Origin of the sequence: Micromonospora sp. NPDC000121 (genome assembly GCF_042899165.1) — a bacterium.
GTDB lineage: Bacteria > Actinomycetota > Actinomycetes > Mycobacteriales > Micromonosporaceae > Micromonospora.
The window spans coordinates 823,631-843,128 of sequence record NZ_JBIAZP010000001.1 but is presented as its reverse complement, the minus strand read 5'-3'; the positions used below and the strand labels follow the sequence as shown (position 1 = coordinate 843,128).

The window sequence follows — 19,498 nt, the reverse complement described above, 5'->3', positions numbered from 1 at the left end:
AGCGGAACCAATCGACTGTGACGGATAGCCAGCCTCCGGCGCTGGATCACGGGGCGGGCACGGAGGCCCGCTCCGGCCGGACTCACGCCGGCCGATTCCTGTCACAGACGAGGATCTGATGCGTCCCACTCCCCATCCGACCCGCCGTAGCCGGCTCGCCGCGGCGTCCGGCCTCGCCGCGCTGCTCTCGCTCGCGGCCGCGACGCTCCCGGCCGCGCCGGCCGGCGCCGCGCCGTCCCGGGCGGACCTGACGGTCACCGCCACCGCCATCGCCCCCCGCGACCAGGTCGTCGACGTCGGCGGTGGGGTGACCGTCGAGGTCCAGGTCCGCAACGCCGGCACCCGGTCCGCGTCGGACGTCACCCTGACCTACGGCCTGCCGGACGGCGCGTACTTCACCGACGGCAACGGCGCCCCCCAGGGCTGGACCTGCGACTTCGGCCCGGCTGCCAGCTGCACATACGAAGCGCTGGCCGCGGGGGCGAGCGCACCGTCACTGCGGTTCCACTTCTACTTCCCGCCCGCGCCGGCGGGCACCGTCTCGGCCGTCACCGCGACCGCGAAGACCACCAGCCCCGAACTCTCCACCAGCAACAACACGGGCAGCGCCCCGATCACGTACGTGCGAGGGGTGACCGACCTGGAGGTCATCGCGACCCAGGCCGAACCCGCCCAACCGATCGTGGGCGACACCGTCAACGTCAGCGTGCAGGTGCACAACACCGGGAACATGACGGCGGAACAGGTCCACGTCCTGGTGCCGCTGCCCGCCGGCGTCACCCGCGTCAGTGAGGACTACAACAGCCCCTGGTACTGCGAATTCGGCGACACCCTCGTCGCCGGCCAGCCCGGCTGGGACTGCGTGAACTACCAGATGGTGAACGGGTGGACGGACGAGCCGCTGGACCTGTCGGCCACCATCGCCACCGCCGCCCCGGGCGACGTGGTGACCTTCACCGCCAAGGCGACCACCACCTCCCCGGAGGACGACCTCGCCGACAACACCGGCCAGGTCTCCGTCACGGTGGCCGAGCCGGGGACGGTACGCGGCACGGTCTGGCTGGACGCCGACCGGGACGGGGTACGCGACGCCGAGGAGACCGGCGTGACCGGCGGCCAACTGTCGGTCTGGGTACAGGACGACCAGACCGGCCAGACGTCCGTACGGGCCACCGTGGCCGCGGACGGCACCTGGACGGCGCTGTTCCGCCCCGGCGGGGTGGTCGCCAGCTTCACCATCCAGGCGCCGTACTGCTTCGCCGACTCGACCGACGGCGATCTGGCGATGTACCACAACTACTCGTACGGCGGCGGCACCGCCGCCAGCAACCCGGCGACCCTGGCTCCGGCCGGCGAGGTGGTCATCGACGCCGCCGTGGTCCGCTGCTGACCGACTGATCCTCGAACCCGGGGCCGGCCCTCCCGCCGCCCGGGACCCGGCCCCCGCCCGCGTCGACCTGTCGCCGGGCGGGGGCCGGCACCCAGGTCTCGTCACTTGGTTTCGTCACACCCATCAGGCAAGCTGGGCCGCTACTGATCAAGGCCAGTGCGGCATCGGCCTGGCGAACCTGGAGGAAACCGTGACAGTCACCGCCGATGATCTCGACGCAGCATTGTCCAGCGTTGTTGCCACCCTACGACCAGCGACCGGCCTGGACTGGTCTGCGCGGGCGGGCAGCCTGGAGTGGGACTGCTGGCACACCGCCGAGCACATCGGTGATTGCCTGATGTCGTTCGCGGGCCAACTCGTGGCCCGGCCGGAGAAGCGGTTCGTACGCTTCGTGGCAAACGCCGACCAGGACGCCTCCTCAGAAGAGGTGCTGGAGTTCGCCGAGGCGGGTGGCCGGATCCTGGCAGCCACGATACGCACATCCGGACCGGACACCCGGGCCTACCACCCCAGCGGTCAGGCCGACCCGGAGGGCTTCGCCGCCATGGGGTGCGTGGAGACGTTGCTGCACGGCGATGACATCGCCCAGGGCCTGGGTCTCGCCATCGATCCCCCGCGCGAGGTGTGCACCCGGGTACTCGCTCGCCTGTTTCCTGAGGCGGCGCAGGAACTGGCCGCCGTCGACCCGTGGGCGGCGCTGCGGTGGTCCACCGGCCGGATCGAGCTGCCGGGGCACCCGCAACTGAAGGAATGGAGCTGGCGGAGCGCCCCGCTGCTGCCGGCCTAGCTCGCGATCAGGTCCTCGGCGCCTCGAAGCGCAACTGGGCCTCGCAGTTCACGCTGGGGCTCGTCGGCAGCACTGCTGGAGTTCTGGCACTATCGGCGGATGCTCGGGAGGGAAAGACCGGTGGTGGTCGCCGTGTGCGGGTCCCCGGGAGCAGGAAAGACCACCATTGCCTCGGCAACGGCGCGCCGCCTCGGCCTGCCGCTCCTGACCCGGGACGAGATCAAGAACGGCCTCGGGCTGTCGGCCGCCTCCGCCGCACAGGACGGCGGCCGACAGCTCAACCGGGAATTTCACGTCGCCGGTGGCCCCTTCAGCGTCCGCGCTGAGGCCGTGATGGTCGACGCAGCCCGGCTGCTCGCAACCTCACGGGTGAGCTTCGTCGTGGAGTCCTCGGTGCTGTCCCGCGAACTGCTGGATGCGCTGCTCGCGTGTGACGCCCGAGTGCTCGCTGTGCACGTCGTCGCCGACGAGGCGGTGATCGGCGAACGCCTTCGTGCCAGAGCGGCCAGAGGCGGGGCCATCGACCAACACCTTGCATCCCAGTTCCAGCGAGGCGAGATGAAGCGGTCGATCTTCGAGCCGCCAGATGGAGTCGACGCCGTCGTCGAAGTCGACACCTCAGACCATGAGCACCCGGTCATCGAGGCCGTCGAGACAGCGTTCTTCGCCCTACTTCGGTCACCGTCTGATTCCTACGTGCCAGTTGCAGTCCGGCCCACACGTTGAAGCGGAACTGAGACTTGACGGCCGAGGACTGGGTGCTAATCACGAGCCTGGTCAACCCGACACAGTTGCCGACCACCAGGGTGCGCGAGGAGCCCGCTGACATGGACCCCATCACCGAGGAAGCCTGGTGGAGCATCCAGGACGCGGAGCCGTTCGCTCCCGGGCTCGTGCGCGAGGTGCGCATGACGTTCGGCAATGACCCTGACTACATACTGAAGGGGCAGACGTGGATCGTGAGGGTCAAGTACGACGCCATCCCCGAACGCCGGTACAACGAGCCTGACGGGCCCATGCCCAGCGAGCGGTCGGGCCGGCTGATCTCGGCTGAAATGCATGACAACGAAACCGAGCTAACCGTCGAGTTGGTGGCCGACAACAAGCCGATGGCCGAGGAAATCGCCCTCCGTGTCGTCAAATGGTGGGCAGAGATCTACCGGCTGCCCGAGCCCCGCCGGGTGCACGTCATGGACAACTGATCACCAACACGAAGAGAGCCCCCAGCTCAACCGCCATGCTGTTGCTCAAGGCCGAAGGGATGATCGACGGCCGGCAGGGCAAGGGCGTCTACCTCGCCAACCCGCTTCCCCGGTAAGCCGGGGTCGCCCTCCAAGGCGCGACGCCTCGCTTACAAGCTCTGTGCGCCCAGTCCGGTGTCCTTCTCCTCTACATACGCCACCTCGGACGCTCGTCTGGACATGCCACCCCTGTCCTGATAACGATCTCGGCGAATCCGTGCAGGTTTCTGTCGCCGCTGCTGTCAACTCGGGGATCGACGTACCCCTTCGCTCGGTCGGCTTTATGTATGGTCCGTCGAGTGATCATCAGGGATACCTGCGCTCGGCGAGGCTTGCCGTGACATTGAAATCACGATGGCCCGTGCTCGCACCGGCAGTCGCGGTCGGTCTGCTGGTGCTCGGCCTAACGCTCAACGCCGCAACGATCACCTACGACCTCATGCATTGGGACGAGGTGCACTACGTGCCGCCGGAGGAGGCAGCCAACCGGAACGGCCTTGCAGACCTCGGCCTCCAGGTCGTCGACCAACTGACCCTGGTTCTGTCCGGACTGGCCGTGGCCGGCCTACTCCTGTCGCTAACAGGGCTCGTGCGCGGCAAAACGTGGGCCCATGTGACGACCTGCATCCTGACCGCTCCCTTTGCCCTCTGCTGCGGCTCGGCGTTCATCAACGGTCAGGGTTCCTTCAACGGAAGCACTGGCAACCCGAACACGGCTGGGCATACCCCGGCGCCAACCTGGGTGCGGATTGGCGATGCGCTGGGGCCACCCCTGCTTGTGGGCGCGGCGGTCGTGGTCTTGATTCTGCTGTTTGTGCCGGCGGTCCACCGACGCTTCTACCCGTCGCGGCAGTAGCACGACCCGCGAGGGCTCCCTCAGCACGAATAGCGGAGCGCCCCGGGCTGCCACCGCCGGCCGCCTTCCTGGCGGAGCCTGGTTGCTGCACTGCACTGCTGCACAAGATCGAAAAGGCCGTCTCCGACTGGCGGAAACGGCCTTTGAACTGGTGGAGCTGAGGGGATTTGAACCCCTGACCCCCTCGATGCGAACGAGGTGCGCTACCGGTCTGCGCCACAGCCCCTCCGCCGGCGAACCGGCGTCGGTCCCACCCGGCTTTCACCGGGCGGGCCGGCGACAAGGCTAACAGGTCGACGCCCCCGCCGCGAAATCCACCCCCGGCGCGGCGAGATCTTGGCAGTAACGAGCCCTTGGAGGGGCCGAATCCCACCAAGATCACTCGAGCTGGAACCGGACACCCAGTCGACACCGAAACGGACACCCACGCCGCGGCGGGCACGGACGGTCAGGCCGAGTGGGTGCCGCGGCCGGACTGGTACGGGCGGCCCCGCAGGCCTCCCGTACGCCGGTAGGACACGGAGCCGCCGTTGGCCGCCGCGGGCAGGTCGGCCGGCCGGTCCAGGCCCATCGCGGCGCGGCGTACCACCTCGCGCTGGGCCGCCAGGCGACGCTGCGCCTCCCGGCGGGCCGCCGCCCGGCGGGCCTGCTCCCGCCGTACCTCGGCCTGCCGGGCGGCCAGCCACGCCGCCTCCCGGGCCTGCGCCCGCCGCCGCCGGCGCTCCGCCACCGCCCGCGCCCGCAGGTGTACGACGTACGCGACCAGCAGGGTGGCGGTGACCCCGAAGCTGATCCAGAAGCCGGGGCTGACCACGACCACGCCGATCAGCTCGACGAAGTTGAGCAGCAGCAGCGCGGCGAGCACCCGGCGCCGACGGTAGACGGCGGGGGTGTGCTGCCGGCGGGGCGGCGGCCGGCGGCGGGTCTTCTTCCCGGTGGGCGGCACGGCGCGCAGCCGGCTCGACCGGCGGGCGGCGGGCGGCGCGGAGACCGGGGCGGCGAGACCGCCCGTGTCCTTGTTCTCGCTCAGCGTGACGACGAGGGAGCGGGGCGGGTGGACCGGCCGCCGCCCCGGGACAGTACGGCGCCGCCGGCGGCGCTGGAGCACCCGCGCCGTCGAATGCGCCCGCTCCGCCACCAGCCGCTCGGTGGCGTCGTACCGGCGGACCAGTGCCGGCGCGAGGGCGAGCAGACCGGCGGCGGCGAGGACGGCGAGGAGCACCGAGGTCGGCACCCTCACCCCTCCCGTCACCGAATTCGGAGCAACCGCCGCCCGACCGCAGGATCTTCCACCGAGCCTGGTCGGATGCGTGGATCGTACGGGTGAAGCAGCGCTTGCCACAGCTTGCAGTCACTTGAGGTTACGGGCCGCGGACGCGGATGATGACGCGCCGCGCCGATCCCGTCCGTGGGACGGCTCACCCCGCGGTGGCGCGGATCCGGTGCCAGCGGGCCAGCAGCCCGCCCTCGGCCGCGACCTCCTCGCTGGTCATCGCGTATCCGATGTGGTCCCGCCACGCACCGTCGATGTGCATGTACCGCACGTGGTACGACTCCTCGCGGAAGCCCAGCTTCTCCACCACCCGGCGGGACGGGCGGTTCTCGGGGCGGATGTTCACCTCGACCCGGTGCAGCCCGCCCGGGCCGAAGGCGTGGTCGACGGCGAGCGCCATCGCGGTCGGGATGATGCCGCGACCGGCCACCCGGGAGTCCACCCAGTAGCCGACGTACCCGGAGCAGAACGCCCGCCGGACGATGCTGCCCACGTTGAGGTGGCCGACCAGCCGCTCCCGGCCGTCCTCGCGCAGGCAGACCGCGAACGGCATCCCCTCGCCGGTGCGCGCCGACCGGCGCTGGTCGCGGTGCACCCAGCGGAACGCGGCCGGCGAGTTCAACTCGTGCCAGGTTCCCGGCAGGGACGACTCCCACGGCGCGAGCCACTCCCGGTTGGCGCGGCGCACCTCCGACCAGGCCGCGGCGTCCGACCGCCGGTAGGGCCGCAACACCACCGGGCCGTCGGTCAGCACCGCCGGCCACCCCGGCGCCCGGCCACCCCCGAACAGATTCACCGCGTCAGCTTCCGCTCACGACCGCGCCACCGCAAGCGCACTTCCCGCGCGTACCGCGCCGTCCGTCCAGCCGCCACGCGGGAGGCCACGCTCACCGGCGCCGGTCCAGCAGGAGGACGTCCACTGTGGACCCGGCTGCCGCGGTGGTCACCCGCTCGCCGAGCACCAACAGGCCGTTCGCCTCGGCCAGCCCCGAGAGGGTGTACGGCCCGCCGTTGAGCGGCTGGACCGTGTAGCCGCCGCCGCGCCGCTCGGCGACGTGCGCGGGGCGGAACTCGCGCAGCCCCGCCGGGGACGAGATCGTCTCCAGCAGGTGCGCGCGGACGCTGGGCCGGAACACCGGTTCCGCCCCGGCCAGCAGGTTTATCGCCGGGCGGGCCAGCACCTCGAAGCCGATCAGGGCGGCGCCCGTGTCGCCGGGCAGGCACACCACCGGCACCTCCTCGGCGCCGACCGTGCCGAAGCCGAGGGAGGTGCCGGGATAGAGCGCCACCTCGGTGAACGTGACCGGCCCGGCCCGGCCGCCCTCCCGGCGGGAGAGGATCCGCCGCACCATGTCCCCCGGCCCGGTGCCGGTGCCCCCCGTGGTGATGATCAGGTCGGCGCGCAGCGTCTGGTCCTCCAGCAGCCCGCGCAGCCCCTCCGGGTCGTCGTCGCAGATGCCCACCCGGTACGCCAGGGCGCCCACCTCGGCCGCCGCCGCCGTGAGCGCGTGCGAGTTGGCGTCCACCGTCTGGCCGGGCTGGCTGCCCCGGCCCACGTCGACCAGCTCGTCGCCGGTGGCCACGATGACCACCCGGGGGCTGGGCCGGACCACCACGTGCCCGATGCCGGTGGCGGCGAACACCGCGACCAGCGCCGGGGAGACGTAGGTGCCGGCCCGGGCCAGCAGGGTCCCGGCGGGCAGCTCCTCGCCGGCCCGGCGCACCCCGTACCCCCGCTTGGGGACGCGGAAGATCTCCACCGCGGCCATGCCCTGGTCGGTCCACTCGACGGGGACCACCACGTCTGCGGCGAGCGGCAGCGGCGCCCCGGCGGCGACGGAGAAGCACGCGCCGGGGGTGAGCCGAACCGGCCGCCAGCTCGCCGCGCCGAGGTCGCCGACGACGTTGAGCCGGACGTTGCGCCCGCCCGGCCCGCCGGACTGGGTCGGGACGTAGCCCACGCCCCGACCGCCGCCGGAGATGTCCTCCCAGCGCGCCGCGTACCCGTCCACGGCCGCCTGGTCGAAGGCCGGAAAGGAGTGCGGCGCGACGACGTCCTCGGCGAGGACGTTGCCGTGCGCCTGGGTGAGGTCGAGGTCGAGCGGAGGCAGCGCGCGTAACCTGCGCAGCACGCTGCCCAGGTAGTCGGCGAGCGGCGTCAACTCGTTCGCGGCCGCCTCGGCGTCGGCCGACGCTGTCATGTACCAGTCACGCCCGACGCGCCGGAGTTGACGAACTCGGCCAGCCACTTGCGGAACTCGCCGCCGAGGTCGTCGCGCTCGGCGGCGATCTGCACCACCGTCTGGAGGTAGCCCAGCGGCATGCCGGTGTCGTAGCGGGTGCCCCGGTAGACGATCGCGTGCACCGGCGTGCCCTCGTTGCGCAGCAGCTCCATCGCGTCGGTCAGCTGGATCTCCCCGCCGCTGCCCGGCTTCGTGCGCCGGATCGCGTCGAAGATGCTGGCCGGCAGCACGTAGCGGCCCAGCACCGCGAGGTTGCTCGGCGCGTCCTCCGGCTTCGGCTTCTCCACCATGCCGGTGACCCGGACGACCTCGCCGATGTCGGTCAGCTCCGCCTCCGCCGGCTCCACCGAGGCGATGCCGTAGCGCTTGGTCTCGGACGGGTCGACCTCGAAGAACGCCAGCACCACGCCGCCGGTGCGCGCCTGGAGCTCCAACATGGCCGGCAGCAGCGGCTCGGACTGCTTCACGAACTCGTCGCCCAGCAGCACCGCGAAGGGCTGGTCACCGACGTGCGACTCGGCGTACCCGACGGCGTGGCCGAGACCGAGCTGCTCGGGCTGCCGGCAGGTGTAGATCTCGGCCAGCTCGCTGGGGCGGCGCACGGCGGCCAGCCGCTCCGCGTCGCCCTTCTCCTCCAGCCGGGCCTCCAGGTCGGGGCGGCGGTCGAAGTGGTCCACCATCGACGTCTTGCCCCGTCCGGTGATCAGCAGGACGTCGCCGATGCCGGCCTGGGTGGCCTCCTCGACGATGTACTGCAGCACCGGCCGGTCGACCACCGGAAGCAGCTCCTTGGGCACCGCCTTCGTGGCCGGCAGGAACCGGGTGGCCAGTCCGGCAGCCGGGATGACGGCTTTGACCGCGCGGGAGCGACCGGTTGCGGCGGTCGCCGTTGAGGGGTTCGCTGAGTGCTCCGACATGTCGCGAGACTATCGGCCACGGCTCTGCCGTGGAGGGTGAGGACCGGAAGACGCGCCGCCACTCGTGCCGGGCCGCGCGGGACCGGGTCCGGCCGGCGTGGTCCGGGGCTCGGCCCCGGACGCGGCCGGCGTGCTCCGGGGCTCGGCACCGGGTCCGGCCGGCGTGCCGCACGGTTCGGCGTCGACGGGATCGGCCGGGTCGGGGCGGGTCCGGGCCGGCTGGCGCGGGGCGCCGGCGCGCGGCATCCCGTCCGTGGGGCTGACCGCGCCCGCCGGGACGGGGATCTCCCGGGCCGGCGGGTCGGCCGGGCCGTGGGCGGGCCGCCCCTCGCCGATACGGTCGGCGCCCGCCCGCTCCTCGCCGGTCCCACCGGCATCCGCCCACTCCTCGCCGGTACGGTCGACGCCCGCCCACTCCTCGCCGGCCCCACCGGCATCCGCCCCCTCCTCGCCGGCCCGGTCCTCGGCGATCCGCCAGGTGTCCCGGCCGGCCGCCTTCGCGGCGTAGAGCGCGTCGTCGGCGGCGTCCAGCACCTCCTGGCCGGTGCTGGCGTGGCCGGGATAGACGGCGATGCCGATGGAGACCGTCACCCGGATCGCCACGGGCGCACCCCCGCCGTGCCCGTCGGCCGCGATCGGGGCCTCCCGGATCGCCGCGCCGAGCCGCTCCGCGACGATCGCCGCCCCCCGGGCGTCGGTCTCCGGCAGCAGCACGACGAACTCCTCGCCGCCCTGCCGGAACGCCAGGTCCACCTCGCGGATCTCGCCGCGCACCCGGCGGGCGAACTCGGCCAGCACGGCGTCGCCGGCCGCGTGCCCGTGCGTGTCGTTGACCTCCTTGAACCGGTCCAGGTCGAGGGCGAGGACGCTGAGCATCCGGCCGAACCGGTTCGCCCGCTCGACCTCCCGGCGGATCGACTCCCGCAGGTAACGGTAGTTCCAGAGCCCGGTCAGCGGGTCGGTCAGCGACAGCCGCTGCGCCTCCTCGTGCACCCGCACGTTGTCCACCGCCACGGCGGCGTGACCCGCGAAGGTCCGCAGGGTCACCAGGTCGTCGTCGTCGAACTCGTCCGCGCCGAGCCGGTCGTAGAGGGCCAGTACGCCGAGCGCCCCGGCCGGGGACGCCGGATCCGACAGGCCGGGCCGGGCGGGCGGGGCGTCCGCGCGGGCTGCGGCGTCGACCGCGCCCGTCGCGCCCGGGGCGGCGAACGGCACCGCGACGTACGTCCGGCAGCTCGGCTCGCCCGTCACCACTGCGGACGGCTCCGCCCGGCCGCGCTGCGGCTCACCGGTGGCGGCGACGGCCCCGAGCACCCCGCTGCCCAGCGGCACCCGCAGCGGCCCGGCCCGCTCGTCGGGCGGGCAGCGCCCGTCCAGCCCCTCCGCGCACTGCGCGACGAGCACCCCGCCGTCGTCGACCAGCAGCACCGCGCCGGCCCGGGCGCCCGTCGCCGCGATCGCGCTGTGCAGGATCACCCGCAGGATGCGTTGCAGGTCGTGCGTGCTGGCCAGGGTGTCCCCCAGCACCGCGAGGTGCCCGCGCAACTGGTCGCGGCTGCTGGTCAGCGCCGCCACGTAGGTGCCCGTCTCCCGGGTCATCCGGTTGAACGCGCCGGCCAGTCGGCCGATCTCGTCGCGGCTGCGCACCGGCACCCGGACGGTCAGATCACCGCGGGCCACCCGGCCCACCGCGCCCGCCAACTCCACCAGCGGGCGGGTGGTCACCCGGGCCAGCCGCCAGGCGGCCACCACCGCCAGCAGGGCCGCCACTAGCACCGCCGCGACCAGGGCGGCGTACAGGCCGGGCGGCTGGTCGCTGGGAACCGAGAGCACCAGCGGCAGGGGCTGCCCGGCGGACGGGCCGACCCGGCGGACGTACCGGCCGTCCGCGGTCTCGGTGACCCGCTCGCCGTCGAGCGTGCCGGCGGCGGCGAGCACGGCGTCGCGTACCCCGGTCGACTCGGTGGTGTGGGCGAGGCGGACGGGCGCCTCGGCGTCGTCGAGCAGGGTGACCGCGACGCCGGTCACGGCCGCGAGCCGCGCCACGAAGGCCGGGTCGACCGGGTGCGCCGCGGCGACCGTGCCCAGCGGCCCGCCGGACCGGTCGCGCAGGTCGACCCGGGCGGCGAGCGCCCGCACCGGGCCGGCGGCCGGCGCGGTGGCGGCGCAGTCCCGCCAGGGCCCGGTCGGCCCGCCGGCGGTGGCGTAGGTGACCCGGCCGGCCACGTCGGTGACCCGCACGGCGGTCGCCAGGCCGCGGCTGACCACCTGGCTCGCGGCAACGGGCCGGTCGCCGGCCAGGGCGACCGCGTCGGCGGCGGCCCGCAGCTGCTGGCAGAGGGCGTCGACCGAGGTGCGCACGGTCGCGGCGGCCACCGCGAGCCGCTCGGTGGAACGGCTCCGGTCGACGGCCACCACCGTGGAACCGACGAAGAACGCCCCGAGCAGGACCGGGCCGAGCACCACCGCCAGGAAGGCTGTGGTCAACCGCCCGCGAAGCGTCACTCGGTCCCCCCGGAAGTTCCGCCGCCGTCGCTTGCGATGCTGACACAGAGCAACCAGGTGACAAACGTTGCGTCAGGAGTGTTGCGTGCCCGATTTCTCTCATGAAGCGGAAGCGGCGAAGCGGGACGTGCGCGCCGCCGTGCTCGCCGCCCGCCGGGCGCTGGCGGCGCCGCGGCGGGCCGAGGCCGCCGGGCGCGTCCAGGCCGAGCTGGTGGCTCTCGTACGCCGGCTGCGCCCGCGCCGGATGACGGCGTACGTGCCGGTCGGCTCCGAGCCGGGCGGGCCCGACCTGCCGGCGGTGCTGCACGCGGCGCTGCCGCCGGGGGCCGAGCTGCTGCTGCCGGTGCTCTGTGACGATCTCGACCTGGACTGGGCGGCCTGGGCGGGGCCGGACGCGCTGGTGGCCGCCGGCCGGGGCATGCGCGAGCCGGCCGGGCCCCGGCTGGGCCGGGACGCGGTGGCGGCGGCGGAGCTGGTGGTGGTGCCGGCGCTGGCGGTGGACCGCCGGGGGCTGCGGCTGGGCCGGGGCGGCGGCTCGTACGACCGGGCGCTGGCCCGGGTGCCCGCGACCGCGTTGACCGTGGTGCCGCTGCACGAGGGGGAGCTGGTCGGGGCGCTGCCCGCCGAGCCGCACGACCGGCCGGTGCGCGCGGTGGTCACTCCCGCCGACGGCCTGCGTACGCTTGACGCCGCCCCCCGGGACGCGGCGGGTCGCGCCTGAGGGCGGCGGTGTCGCGCCCCACACTTCCGCTGGACGAATCCGGGGGCGATGACGCACCATTGGCACTCGAAGACGTCGAGTGCCAACCGGCCGTGCCAGATCCGGAGGAGAACGTGCCCACGTACCAGTACGCCTGCACCGCGTGCGGCCACCAGCTCGAGGCGGTGCAGTCCTTCTCTGACGAGCCGCTGACCGAGTGCCCGGCGTGTGAGGGGCGGCTGCGCAAGCTCTTCAACTCGGTCGGCATCGTGTTCAAGGGCTCGGGCTTCTACCGCACGGACTCCCGCACCTCCGGCAGCGACACCGGCAGCAGCGGCACCGCCGCCAAGCCGGCGAAGTCCGACTCGTCCTCCTCCGGTGGTGACTCCGGCTCGTCGAGCGGCTCGACCGCCGCCTCGTCCTCGTCCTCGTCGTCGTCCAGCTCGAACGGCTCCGGCAGCGGGGCGAGCAAGACCCCGGCCGCCAGCACCGCCAGCGCCTCCTGACGCACGCCACGACCTGCCCCGGGGCCGGCTCCGCCCGCCCCGGGCACGTCCCGCCGTTCCGGTAACCGGGGTAGGGGCGGCCGGCCCCCGCGCCCTGGCTCTACGTCTCGATCGTCGGGACGGACCGGGTGCCGCCCCTCGGATTACTCCGTGGAGGCGGAAGGCGCGACAGGGGTGGTCGCGCGGTTGCCGGCAGGAGGTTGTCCACAGGGTCGCCGCGTCATCCACAGGCCCGGGGGACGTTGTCCACAGGCCGGCGGGGTTTCTCCACAGGTGCGAAAGCGGGCCTCAAGTCCCGGCGGGTGGCCCGACTGGCCGGCCCGGGACGCTGGCGGGTCGCCCGGCGGCCGTCCCCGAGTCCCGGCGGGCCGCCCGGCGGCCGTTCAGTCCCAGTGCGGCGGGCGCTCCGCGAGCAGCCAGTCGTCGTTGCCGCCGGAGCGCTCGCCCCAGCCCCGATCCGTGTCGTCGGCGGTCTGCTCGGGCAGCACCACGAAGTCGTCGCTCAGGTCGACCGCACGGTCGTCGTCGCCGCGTACCGCCGGCGTCGGAGGAAACTCGGTGCTCACGAGCGGCAAGACTAGCGCAGCCGCGACCCGGTCACCGGCTTCCGACCGGGTCGACCACCATGCCCGCGCCCCTCTCGCGCGGAGATCCGAAGCCCGGACCCCGGTGCCCTCCGGACCCGGTTGGCCGGGACGGCCCGCCGACCGCCCGGCCGCGTCCAGCGGCCACCGGGCCGGAGCGTTGGTAGCGTCGGACGGCGTGACGACCCCCACCTCCGGCAGCGCCCCCGACGAGTACTGGCGGCGCCCCGACACTCCGGAGCAGTCCGGGACCGGGGCCGCGCCGACGCCGACGCCGACGCCGGCGCCCGGGAGCGGCTACGTGGGCCCGCCGGCGACCACCCCGCCCCCGGCCGGGTGGCGACCGCCGGTGCACCTGCGACCGCCACCGCCCCGGCGGCTGCCCCCGCAGGACATGGCCGGGCTCGACGCGGCGGAACAGCGGGCGCAGCGAGTCACGTACGGCGTCGGCGCGGTGGCCGGCGTGGTGCTGGTGGTCCTCGTCTGCCTGATCTGCTCGCGCCTCGTCTTCTGACCCGATCCCCACCCTCCCCGCGCGATCTCGCCGACAGTGCCCCGCCGGGGGCCCGAGAACGGGACGGAAGGTGGGTCGCAGGTGCGTGCCGCGGAGGTCAGGCGGGGCGGGTGTCAGAGGGTGTTGCCCCAGACCGCCTCGGCGCCCGAGTGGCCGGTCAGGTAGACGTAGACCATGCTCGCGACGCCGAGCGCGACCACCACGACCGACAGCACTGGCGTGATCCAGGACGGCAGCCTCGGCACGCGCGGGTGCCCGCTCGTCAGCACGAGCAGCAGCAGCGACGCCACGGCCAGCGGCAGGACGTACCAGAACAGGATGTCGCCGTAGCGAGAGTGCTGGAGGATCTGGTCCACGATCGGGCCCTGCATGCCCCGGGCCATGAACGCGTCGTTCAGCTCCTCGCCGGACTCGACCGCGACGAAGGCCGCCACCGGCGCCACCACGGCGAGGATCGCCACCGCCCAGTCCAGCCGGGGCCGGAACCGGGGCAGCCCCACGTACGCGGCGGAGAGCAGCGCCAACAGCGGCACGAGCACCACCACCGCGTGCACCACCAGCACGTGGGCCGGCAGACCCAGGATCTCCTCGAACATCCACACCTCCGGCGTACGCGGTCGCGGGTTGCCAGCCTACGGTCCGTCGGCCGACCCGCCCATGCCTCTTGATCCGCTACACGCGCCCCGGACCGGTCCGGTTCAGCGCCGGGACGGCGAGCTGGCTGTGGCCGGGGCCACCCTGCGCCGGAGGCTGGTTGTCGACCCGGTCACCTCGTGCTGTCATGGACAGATGTCCGGTGGGGAGGAGCTGCTCCGGTCGAGGGGCCTGCGGGTCACCCGGCCGCGCCTCGCCGTGCTCGAGGTACTGGCCGCCGGCGGCCACCTCGAGGTGGACGAGATCACCCGGCGGGTCCGCGAGCGCCTCGACTCCGTCTCCACCCAGGCGGTCTACGACGTGCTCGGCGCGCTGTCCCGGGCCGGGCTGTCCCGTCGGATCGAGCCGGCCGGCAGCCCCGCCCGCTACGAGGCGCGGGCCGGGGACAACCACCACCACGTGGTCTGCCGGGGCTGCGGCGAGATCGCCGACATCGACTGCGCGGTCGGCAGGACCCCCTGCCTGGACCCGGACATCGCCCACGGATTCGAGGTCGACGAGGCGGAAGTGACCTTCTGGGGCCTCTGCCCGACCTGCCAGTCCCGCCGCTCCGCCGACCACTGACCGCTCCCGCCGACGGCGATACGGCCGACGGGCTGACGTCCGTTGCCTGGGGCGGGTGGCCGCGGGGCATGGCACGCTAGGTCGGTGGACTCCGATGACCTCGGTCTGTTCGGTCCGGGTTCGGTCACGTGGAAGGTGCACGAGGAGCCGATCCTGATCGTCGCCGGCCTGCGTTCGCTCTACCTCCAGGCACTGCACCCCCGCGCGATGGCCGGGGTCGCCCAGAACAGCGACTACCGCTCCGACGCGTGGGGCCGCCTGGTGCGCACCGCCACCTACGTGGCGACCACCATCTACGGCACCACCGCCGAGGCGGAGGCCGCCGGGCGGCGGATACGTCGGCGGCACGCCCGCCTGCGGGCGACCGACCCGGCCACCGGGGAGGAGTTCCGCGTCGACGACCCCGACCTGCTGCGCTGGGTGCACGTCACCGAGGTCGAGTCGTTCCTCGACACGGCCCGCCGGGCGGGGCTGCCGCTGACCGCCGACGAGATCGACGGCTACTACACCGAGCAACGGCGCGCCGCCGCGCTGGTGGGCCTCGACCCGCGGACGGTCCCCGGCACCGCCGCCGAGGTGGCCGACTACTACCGGTGGATCCGTCCGGAGCTGCGGATCACCCGCGAGGCGGCCGAGACGGCCCTCTTCCTCACCGCCCCGCCGATCCCGTGGAAGCTCAGCCTGCCCGCCCGGATCGGGCTGAACCTGGGGCCGGCCCGCTGGGCGTACTTCGGCATCGCCGGCACCGCGTTCGCGCTGCTGCCGGCCTGGGCCCGGCGGTTGTACGGCGGCCTGGGCCTGCCGACCACCGCGCTCTCGGCCGACCTGACGGTGCGGGCGCTGCGGCTGACTCTCGCCGCGCTGCCCCGCCGCTGGCGGGAGGGGCCCTTGCAGCAGGCCGCGAAGGAACGCGCCGCCCGCCTCGCCCGCACCCCCGCCTGAACCGTTCAGTCCCGGCCGGGCAGCGGGTCGGCGGGCTGCTCGACGGCCGCCCACGGCTCCTTGCCGGGCGTCTGCGCCCCGGCCGGGCAGGTGCGCCGGTAGTCGCACCAGCCGCAGCGGGGACCCGGCGTGGTGGGGAAGGCGTCGTCGGGGTCGTCCCCGTCGGCGACCGCCCGCTCGGCGGCCATGATGTCGCGCGCGGTCTCCTCGGCCCGGTTGAGCTGCCGGGCCAGCGACTCGACGGTGTGCTCGTGCGCCGCGACCGTGCCGGTGGGCAGGTGGTGCAGCTCCACCCGGCGGCACGGCCGGCGGAACACCCGCTCGGCGGCGTACGCGTAGAGCGCCAGGGCCTGGGAGCCGCGCGCGTCGTCGGCGTCGAGCCCGGTGCGGCCCGTCTTGTAGTCCACGATGACCAGTTCGGGGCCCTCGGGCCCGGGGCGGGAGTCGATCCGGTCGGCCCGGCCGTTGAAGGCCAGCACTCCGGTCTTCACCGCCACCACCCGCTCCACGCCGAGCGGGTCGACCCCCGGCTCCAGGGTCTCGACGTAGGACTCCAGCCAGCCCAGCGCCCGCCGGTAGGCCGCCCGCTCCTGCTCCTCGTCGCGGTAGCCCTCGCGCACCCAGGTGCCCTTGAGCAGCACGGCGAGCGCCTCGGGCCGGCGCCGCTCGGGGCTGAGGGCGTACCAGTTCTTCAGGGCGGTGTGCACGCTCGCGCCGAGGGAGTTGTGCGCCCACGGCGGGCCCTTGGGCGGGGCCGGACGGTCGACGTAGGAGTAGCGGTAGCGCCGGGGGCAGTCCGCGTAGGCGCCGAGCTTGCTGGGTGTGCAGACGAAGAGCCGTTCCGGCATGCCCTCGAAGCCGAGCTGCTCGGGCTGGTCGCCGCGGGGGCGGGGCGCCCGGCCCGTGGCGGAGGATCGTCCGGCTGAAGAGGCTCGTCGCACACCTGGATCCTGCCATCCGGCCCCGACAGACCCGGGCGACGGTCAGGCCATGTTGGCGTACTGGGTCACGAAGGCGGCCACCGCGTCCGCGATGAGCTGCACCGCGATCGCCGCGAGCAGCAGGCCCGCGATCCGGGTCAGCACCTCGATCCCGCCCGGGCGCAGGATCTTGACGATCCCGCCGGAGAACCGGAGCACCACCCAGACCGCGAGCATCACCGCGACGATCGCGGTGGCGATGGCGGTGTAGTCCGACCCGCCGTCGGCCTGCTGGACGAAGAGCATGGTGGCGACGATGGCACCGGGACCCGCCAGCAGCGGCGTGCCCAGCGGCACCAGCGCGATGTTCGACGTGACCTGCTGGCTCGGGTCGTCGGCCTTGCCGGTCAGCAGCTCCAACGCCACGAGGATGAGCAGCAGCCCGCCGGCGGCCTGTAACGCCGGCAGGTCGACGTGCAGGTAGTCGAGCAGCGTCTGGCCGGCCACCGCGAAGATGACGATCACGCCGAGCGCCAGGGCGACCGCCTGCCAGGCCGCCCGGTTGCGGTCCCGGGCCGGCAGCGGGCCGGTCAGCGCCAGGAAGATGGGCATCATGCCCGGAGGGTCGACGATCACCAGCAGGGTCACGAAGACCTCACCGAACAGCTTGGCATCCACGTGATCAACGTAGCCGCGCCGCCGGGGGCGGAAACGTGGATCAGCCGGAAGCGACCCCGGTCACCCCGCCGGCCTCGGCGAGGAGCCGCTCGTACGCCTCCGGGTCGGTGGTGAACGCGCCGAGGCGGACGGTCTTGTGCGTGCCGTGGAAGTCCGACGAGCCGGTCACCAGCAGGCCCAGCTCGCCGGCGAGGGCACGGACGTGCGCCCGCTCGGCCGGGGAGTGGTCCTCGTGGTCGGCCTCCAGCCCCGCCAGGCCCACCGCGGCCAGGTCGGCGATCAGCGCGTCCGGCACGATCCGCCCCCGCCGGGTCGCCCGGGGGTGGGCGAAGACCGGCACGCCGCCCGCCGCGCGGACGAGCCGGACCGCGTGGAAGACGTCGATGTCCTCCTTCGGCAGCCGGTAGCGCTCGCCCAGCCAGTCCGGCCCGAACGCCTCGGTGGTGGTGGCCACCAGGCCGGCCCGGATCAGCGCCTGGGCGATGTGCGGCCGGCCCACCGAGCCGCCCGCCGCGCCGGCCAGGATCTCCGGCCAGCTCACGTCGATCCCGTCGGCCCGCAGCAGCGCCACGATCCGTTCGCCCCGCTCCTGCCGCGCGGCCCGCACCCGGGTCAGCTCGGCGACCAGCTCCGGGGCGTCGGGATCGAAGAGGTACGCCAGCAGGTGCAGCGGCACCGCCGGTTCCTCGCCGTACCAGCGGCAGGAGATCTCCGCACCGCGGACGAGGCTGAGCCCCGCCGGCAGCGCCCGCAGCGCCGGCTCCCAGCCGGCGGTGGTGTCGTGGTCGGTGATCGCCACGACGTCGAGGCCCGACTCCGCCGCCGCCCGCACCAGCTCGGCCGGACTGAGCGTGCCGTCGCTGGCGGTGGAGTGGGTGTGCAGGTCGATCCGCGGGCGCGCGCTCACCGCCCCGACGCTACCGGCCACCGCCGAAGCTCCGCGCACGGGCGTGGTCAGGAACCGTCGCGGCCGACCGGGATCGGGCGCTGCCCGTCGCCCAGGCCGTTGACCGGGGCGGACGAGGACTCCTCGCCCGCGAGCACCCGGCTCACGTCGACGCGCACCAGCCCGGCGCGGGCGTCGGAGTAGTACGCCGTCCCCTCGGGCGTCCACGCCACCGGCCCGTGCGCGGGCGGCCCGGCCGGGCGGACCGCCGCGGTGTCGCCCAGCCGGTCCAGGTCGACCAGCAACGCCCGCTCCTCGCCGCCCGCCCGGCCGTTGACCAGCAGCCACCGGCCGTCGGCCGAGACCCCGCCGTGCCCGTCGTCGCCGAGGGTGGGTCCACAGCCGGTCCGGGCCGGCGCGAGGTCCCGGGCCGGGTCGAGCAGGGCGAGGCAGGGCCTGCGCGGAGCGCCCGCGGACACCTGCGCGACCACCACGCCGTCGGGGCGGGTGCCGTAGACGCGCAGCGTGGCGCGGTCGCCCTCGGTCTTCAGCGGGCCCCGCGCCGGACGCCACAGGGCGTGGCCGGGCCGCTGCGCGTCGAGGCGCACCAGGACGGCGTCGCCGGCGAAGCCGACCGGCGCCGCCCCGACCGGCACCGGCGTGCGGGCGGCGCCGACGACCTGCGTGCCGACGATCCCCGCGGCGACCAGCTCGGTGCCCTCCCGCCAGGCGACCTGACGCCCGTCGCGGCTGAGGGCGATGTCCCGCGCCCCGGCCAGGAGCAGGTGCGCCCCACCGTCGGGCTGCACCACCCACAGCGCCTGGCCGGCCGCCGTCGGGGCGCCCACCACGGCCCAGCCTGTGCCGTCCGGCAGCCGCTGGGCGCGCTCGGCCGGGCCCACGCCGGACAGCGTCAGCCGCTGCCCGCTCGTGGTGGCGAGCACCGCGCCGAGGATCAGGTCCACCTCGCCCCGGCCCGCGCTCTGCGCCGGGTCGGTGGGTGGGGCGACCGGCAGCGTCGGGGTCAGGTTCGGCAGGGGCGAGGCGTACGGGTCGCCGAGCACGACGGTGGGATGGGTGGGACGGCCGGGCTGCTGCCCCAGCTGGGCGATCCCGGCGCTGATCCCCACGGTGGTGACCGCGGCCAGCGCCAGCCCGGCCACGGTGCGCCGGCGCCGGGCCCGGTCGGCCCGGCGGATCGCCAGGCCCGCCGGGTCGGCGGCGAGCGGGTGGGCGACGGCGACCCGGCGGGCGAACGTCTCCCGCACCGCCTGCTCCAGCTCGTCCTCGGTCACGCCGTATGGACGCCTCGGGCCGCCGGTCAGGTTGTCAGCAGGC

General features: G+C 74.4%; 21 protein-coding genes, 1 tRNA gene and 1 pseudogene. 11 read left to right on the top strand and 12 right to left on the bottom strand.

The annotated features are described in order from the left end of the window. Positions 1-118 precede the first annotated feature (118 nt). The 6 genes and pseudogenes from ACFY23_RS04150 (at position 119) to ACFY23_RS04125 (ending at position 4,274) form a co-directional block, all read left to right on the top strand. Positions 119-1,390 (top strand): hypothetical protein, encoded by a 1,272-nt coding sequence (locus tag ACFY23_RS04150; RefSeq protein WP_350677991.1) that lies wholly within the window; start codon positions 119-121, stop codon positions 1,388-1,390. Positions 1,391-1,580: 190 nt separating this feature from the next. Beyond that, positions 1,581-2,177, top strand: coding sequence for a hypothetical protein (locus ACFY23_RS04145; protein WP_350677992.1), 597 nt, complete (start codon positions 1,581-1,583; stop codon positions 2,175-2,177). 99 nt (positions 2,178-2,276) lie between these two features. Continuing rightward, positions 2,277-2,903 (top strand): AAA family ATPase, encoded by a 627-nt coding sequence (locus ACFY23_RS04140; protein ID WP_350677993.1) that lies wholly within the window; start codon positions 2,277-2,279, stop codon positions 2,901-2,903. 14 nt (positions 2,904-2,917) lie between these two features. Further along, the gene (locus ACFY23_RS04135; protein ID WP_350677994.1) at positions 2,918-3,379 is read left to right on the top strand and encodes a hypothetical protein; all 462 of its coding nucleotides are present in this window, start codon (positions 2,918-2,920) and stop codon (positions 3,377-3,379) included. Between the two features lie 35 nt (positions 3,380-3,414). Further along, a pseudogene (locus ACFY23_RS04130) lies at positions 3,415-3,495 on the top strand (GntR family transcriptional regulator); the annotation flags it as partial. A 140-nt stretch (positions 3,496-3,635) separates the two neighbouring features. Then, positions 3,636-4,274: a hypothetical protein gene (locus tag ACFY23_RS04125; RefSeq protein WP_350677996.1), complete on the top strand. Its 639-nt coding sequence runs from the start codon at positions 3,636-3,638 to the stop codon at positions 4,272-4,274. Positions 4,275-4,423: 149 nt separating this feature from the next. Here the strand turns inward: ACFY23_RS04125 and ACFY23_RS04120 are convergent. The 6 genes from ACFY23_RS04120 to ACFY23_RS04095 all read right to left on the bottom strand — a co-directional run bounded on the left by ACFY23_RS04120 (position 4,424) and on the right by ACFY23_RS04095 (position 11,212). Beyond that, positions 4,424-4,500: transfer RNA gene (locus tag ACFY23_RS04120), tRNA-Ala, on the bottom strand. A gap of 222 nt (positions 4,501-4,722) precedes the next feature. Then, positions 4,723-5,514 carry a hypothetical protein gene (locus tag ACFY23_RS04115; RefSeq protein ID WP_350677997.1) on the bottom strand — a complete coding sequence of 264 codons (792 nt, stop codon included), beginning with the start codon at positions 5,512-5,514 and terminating at the stop codon, positions 4,723-4,725. Between the two features lie 178 nt (positions 5,515-5,692). After that, positions 5,693-6,301, bottom strand: coding sequence for a GNAT family N-acetyltransferase (locus tag ACFY23_RS04110; RefSeq protein WP_387035870.1), 609 nt, complete (start codon positions 6,299-6,301; stop codon positions 5,693-5,695). Positions 6,302-6,434: 133 nt separating this feature from the next. Beyond that, positions 6,435-7,748: a gephyrin-like molybdotransferase Glp gene (gene glp / locus ACFY23_RS04105; RefSeq protein WP_350678002.1), complete on the bottom strand. Its 1,314-nt coding sequence runs from the start codon at positions 7,746-7,748 to the stop codon at positions 6,435-6,437. Continuing rightward, a complete protein-coding gene (locus tag ACFY23_RS04100) occupies positions 7,745-8,707 on the bottom strand; it encodes a UTP--glucose-1-phosphate uridylyltransferase (RefSeq protein WP_350678004.1) in 963 nt (320 codons plus the stop codon). Before ACFY23_RS04100 ends, glp begins: the two co-directional genes overlap by 4 nt. A 9-nt stretch (positions 8,708-8,716) precedes the next feature. After that, positions 8,717-11,212 carry a diguanylate cyclase gene (locus tag ACFY23_RS04095; RefSeq protein WP_350678007.1) on the bottom strand — a complete coding sequence of 832 codons (2,496 nt, stop codon included), beginning with the start codon at positions 11,210-11,212 and terminating at the stop codon, positions 8,717-8,719. Between the two features lie 85 nt (positions 11,213-11,297). Between ACFY23_RS04095 and ACFY23_RS04090 the strand changes: the two genes are divergently transcribed. After that, positions 11,298-11,933 (top strand): 5-formyltetrahydrofolate cyclo-ligase, encoded by a 636-nt coding sequence (locus tag ACFY23_RS04090; protein ID WP_350678009.1) that lies wholly within the window; start codon positions 11,298-11,300, stop codon positions 11,931-11,933. 92 nt (positions 11,934-12,025) lie between these two features. Then, complete coding sequence (locus ACFY23_RS04085; protein WP_350818887.1) at positions 12,026-12,418, top strand: FmdB family zinc ribbon protein; 393 nt, start codon at positions 12,026-12,028, stop codon at positions 12,416-12,418. Positions 12,419-12,801: 383 nt separating this feature from the next. Here ACFY23_RS04085 and ACFY23_RS04080 read toward each other — a convergent pair whose 3' ends face one another. Continuing rightward, entirely contained in the window at positions 12,802-12,984 is a 183-nt protein-coding gene (locus ACFY23_RS04080) for a hypothetical protein (RefSeq protein WP_350678014.1), read from the bottom strand. Positions 12,985-13,180: 196 nt separating this feature from the next. Between ACFY23_RS04080 and ACFY23_RS04075 the strand changes: the two genes are divergently transcribed. Continuing rightward, positions 13,181-13,516, top strand: a complete 336-nt coding sequence (locus tag ACFY23_RS04075; protein WP_350678016.1) for a hypothetical protein — start codon at positions 13,181-13,183, stop codon at positions 13,514-13,516. A gap of 113 nt (positions 13,517-13,629) precedes the next feature. Here the strand turns inward: ACFY23_RS04075 and ACFY23_RS04070 are convergent, their stop codons facing one another. Continuing rightward, on the bottom strand, positions 13,630-14,112 hold the full coding sequence (locus tag ACFY23_RS04070; protein WP_350678018.1) for a DUF2231 domain-containing protein: 483 nt from the start codon (positions 14,110-14,112) through the stop codon (positions 13,630-13,632). Between the two features lie 193 nt (positions 14,113-14,305). Here ACFY23_RS04070 and ACFY23_RS04065 point away from each other — a divergent pair, with 193 nt between their 5' ends. Then, complete coding sequence (locus tag ACFY23_RS04065; protein ID WP_350678021.1) at positions 14,306-14,734, top strand: Fur family transcriptional regulator; 429 nt, start codon at positions 14,306-14,308, stop codon at positions 14,732-14,734. 84 nt (positions 14,735-14,818) lie between these two features. Further along, entirely contained in the window at positions 14,819-15,676 is an 858-nt protein-coding gene (locus tag ACFY23_RS04060) for an oxygenase MpaB family protein (protein ID WP_350678023.1), read from the top strand. Between the two features lie 5 nt (positions 15,677-15,681). Here ACFY23_RS04060 and ACFY23_RS04055 read toward each other — a convergent pair whose 3' ends face one another. The 4 genes from ACFY23_RS04055 to ACFY23_RS04040 all read right to left on the bottom strand — a co-directional run bounded on the left by ACFY23_RS04055 (position 15,682) and on the right by ACFY23_RS04040 (position 19,455). Further along, positions 15,682-16,524 carry a RecB family exonuclease gene (locus ACFY23_RS04055; RefSeq protein WP_387035873.1) on the bottom strand — a complete coding sequence of 281 codons (843 nt, stop codon included), beginning with the start codon at positions 16,522-16,524 and terminating at the stop codon, positions 15,682-15,684. 135 nt (positions 16,525-16,659) lie between these two features. Then, positions 16,660-17,274: a MarC family protein gene (locus ACFY23_RS04050; RefSeq protein WP_350678028.1), complete on the bottom strand. Its 615-nt coding sequence runs from the start codon at positions 17,272-17,274 to the stop codon at positions 16,660-16,662. A gap of 40 nt (positions 17,275-17,314) precedes the next feature. Continuing rightward, positions 17,315-18,181 (bottom strand): PHP domain-containing protein, encoded by an 867-nt coding sequence (locus ACFY23_RS04045; RefSeq protein WP_350678031.1) that lies wholly within the window; start codon positions 18,179-18,181, stop codon positions 17,315-17,317. A 47-nt stretch (positions 18,182-18,228) separates the two neighbouring features. Then, entirely contained in the window at positions 18,229-19,455 is a 1,227-nt protein-coding gene (locus tag ACFY23_RS04040; protein WP_350678034.1) for a hypothetical protein, read from the bottom strand. Positions 19,456-19,498 lie beyond the last annotated feature (43 nt).

What these genes read in the sequence shown, in the direction of transcription:
- ACFY23_RS04100 (WP_350678004.1), bottom strand. Translation starts at nt 8,707, where the DNA reads ATGTCGGAGCACTCAGCGAACCCCTCAACGGCGACCGCCGCAACCGGT.
- glp (WP_350678002.1), bottom strand. Translation starts at nt 7,748, where the DNA reads ATGACAGCGTCGGCCGACGCCGAGGCGGCCGCGAACGAGTTGACGCCG.
- ACFY23_RS04150 (WP_350677991.1), top strand. Translation starts at nt 119, where the DNA reads ATGCGTCCCACTCCCCATCCGACCCGCCGTAGCCGGCTCGCCGCGGCG.
- ACFY23_RS04070 (WP_350678018.1), bottom strand. Translation starts at nt 14,112, where the DNA reads ATGTTCGAGGAGATCCTGGGTCTGCCGGCCCACGTGCTGGTGGTGCAC.
- ACFY23_RS04140 (WP_350677993.1), top strand. Translation starts at nt 2,277, where the DNA reads ATGCTCGGGAGGGAAAGACCGGTGGTGGTCGCCGTGTGCGGGTCCCCG.
- ACFY23_RS04065 (WP_350678021.1), top strand. Translation starts at nt 14,306, where the DNA reads ATGTCCGGTGGGGAGGAGCTGCTCCGGTCGAGGGGCCTGCGGGTCACC.
- ACFY23_RS04055 (WP_387035873.1), bottom strand. Translation starts at nt 16,524, where the DNA reads ATGCCGGAACGGCTCTTCGTCTGCACACCCAGCAAGCTCGGCGCCTAC.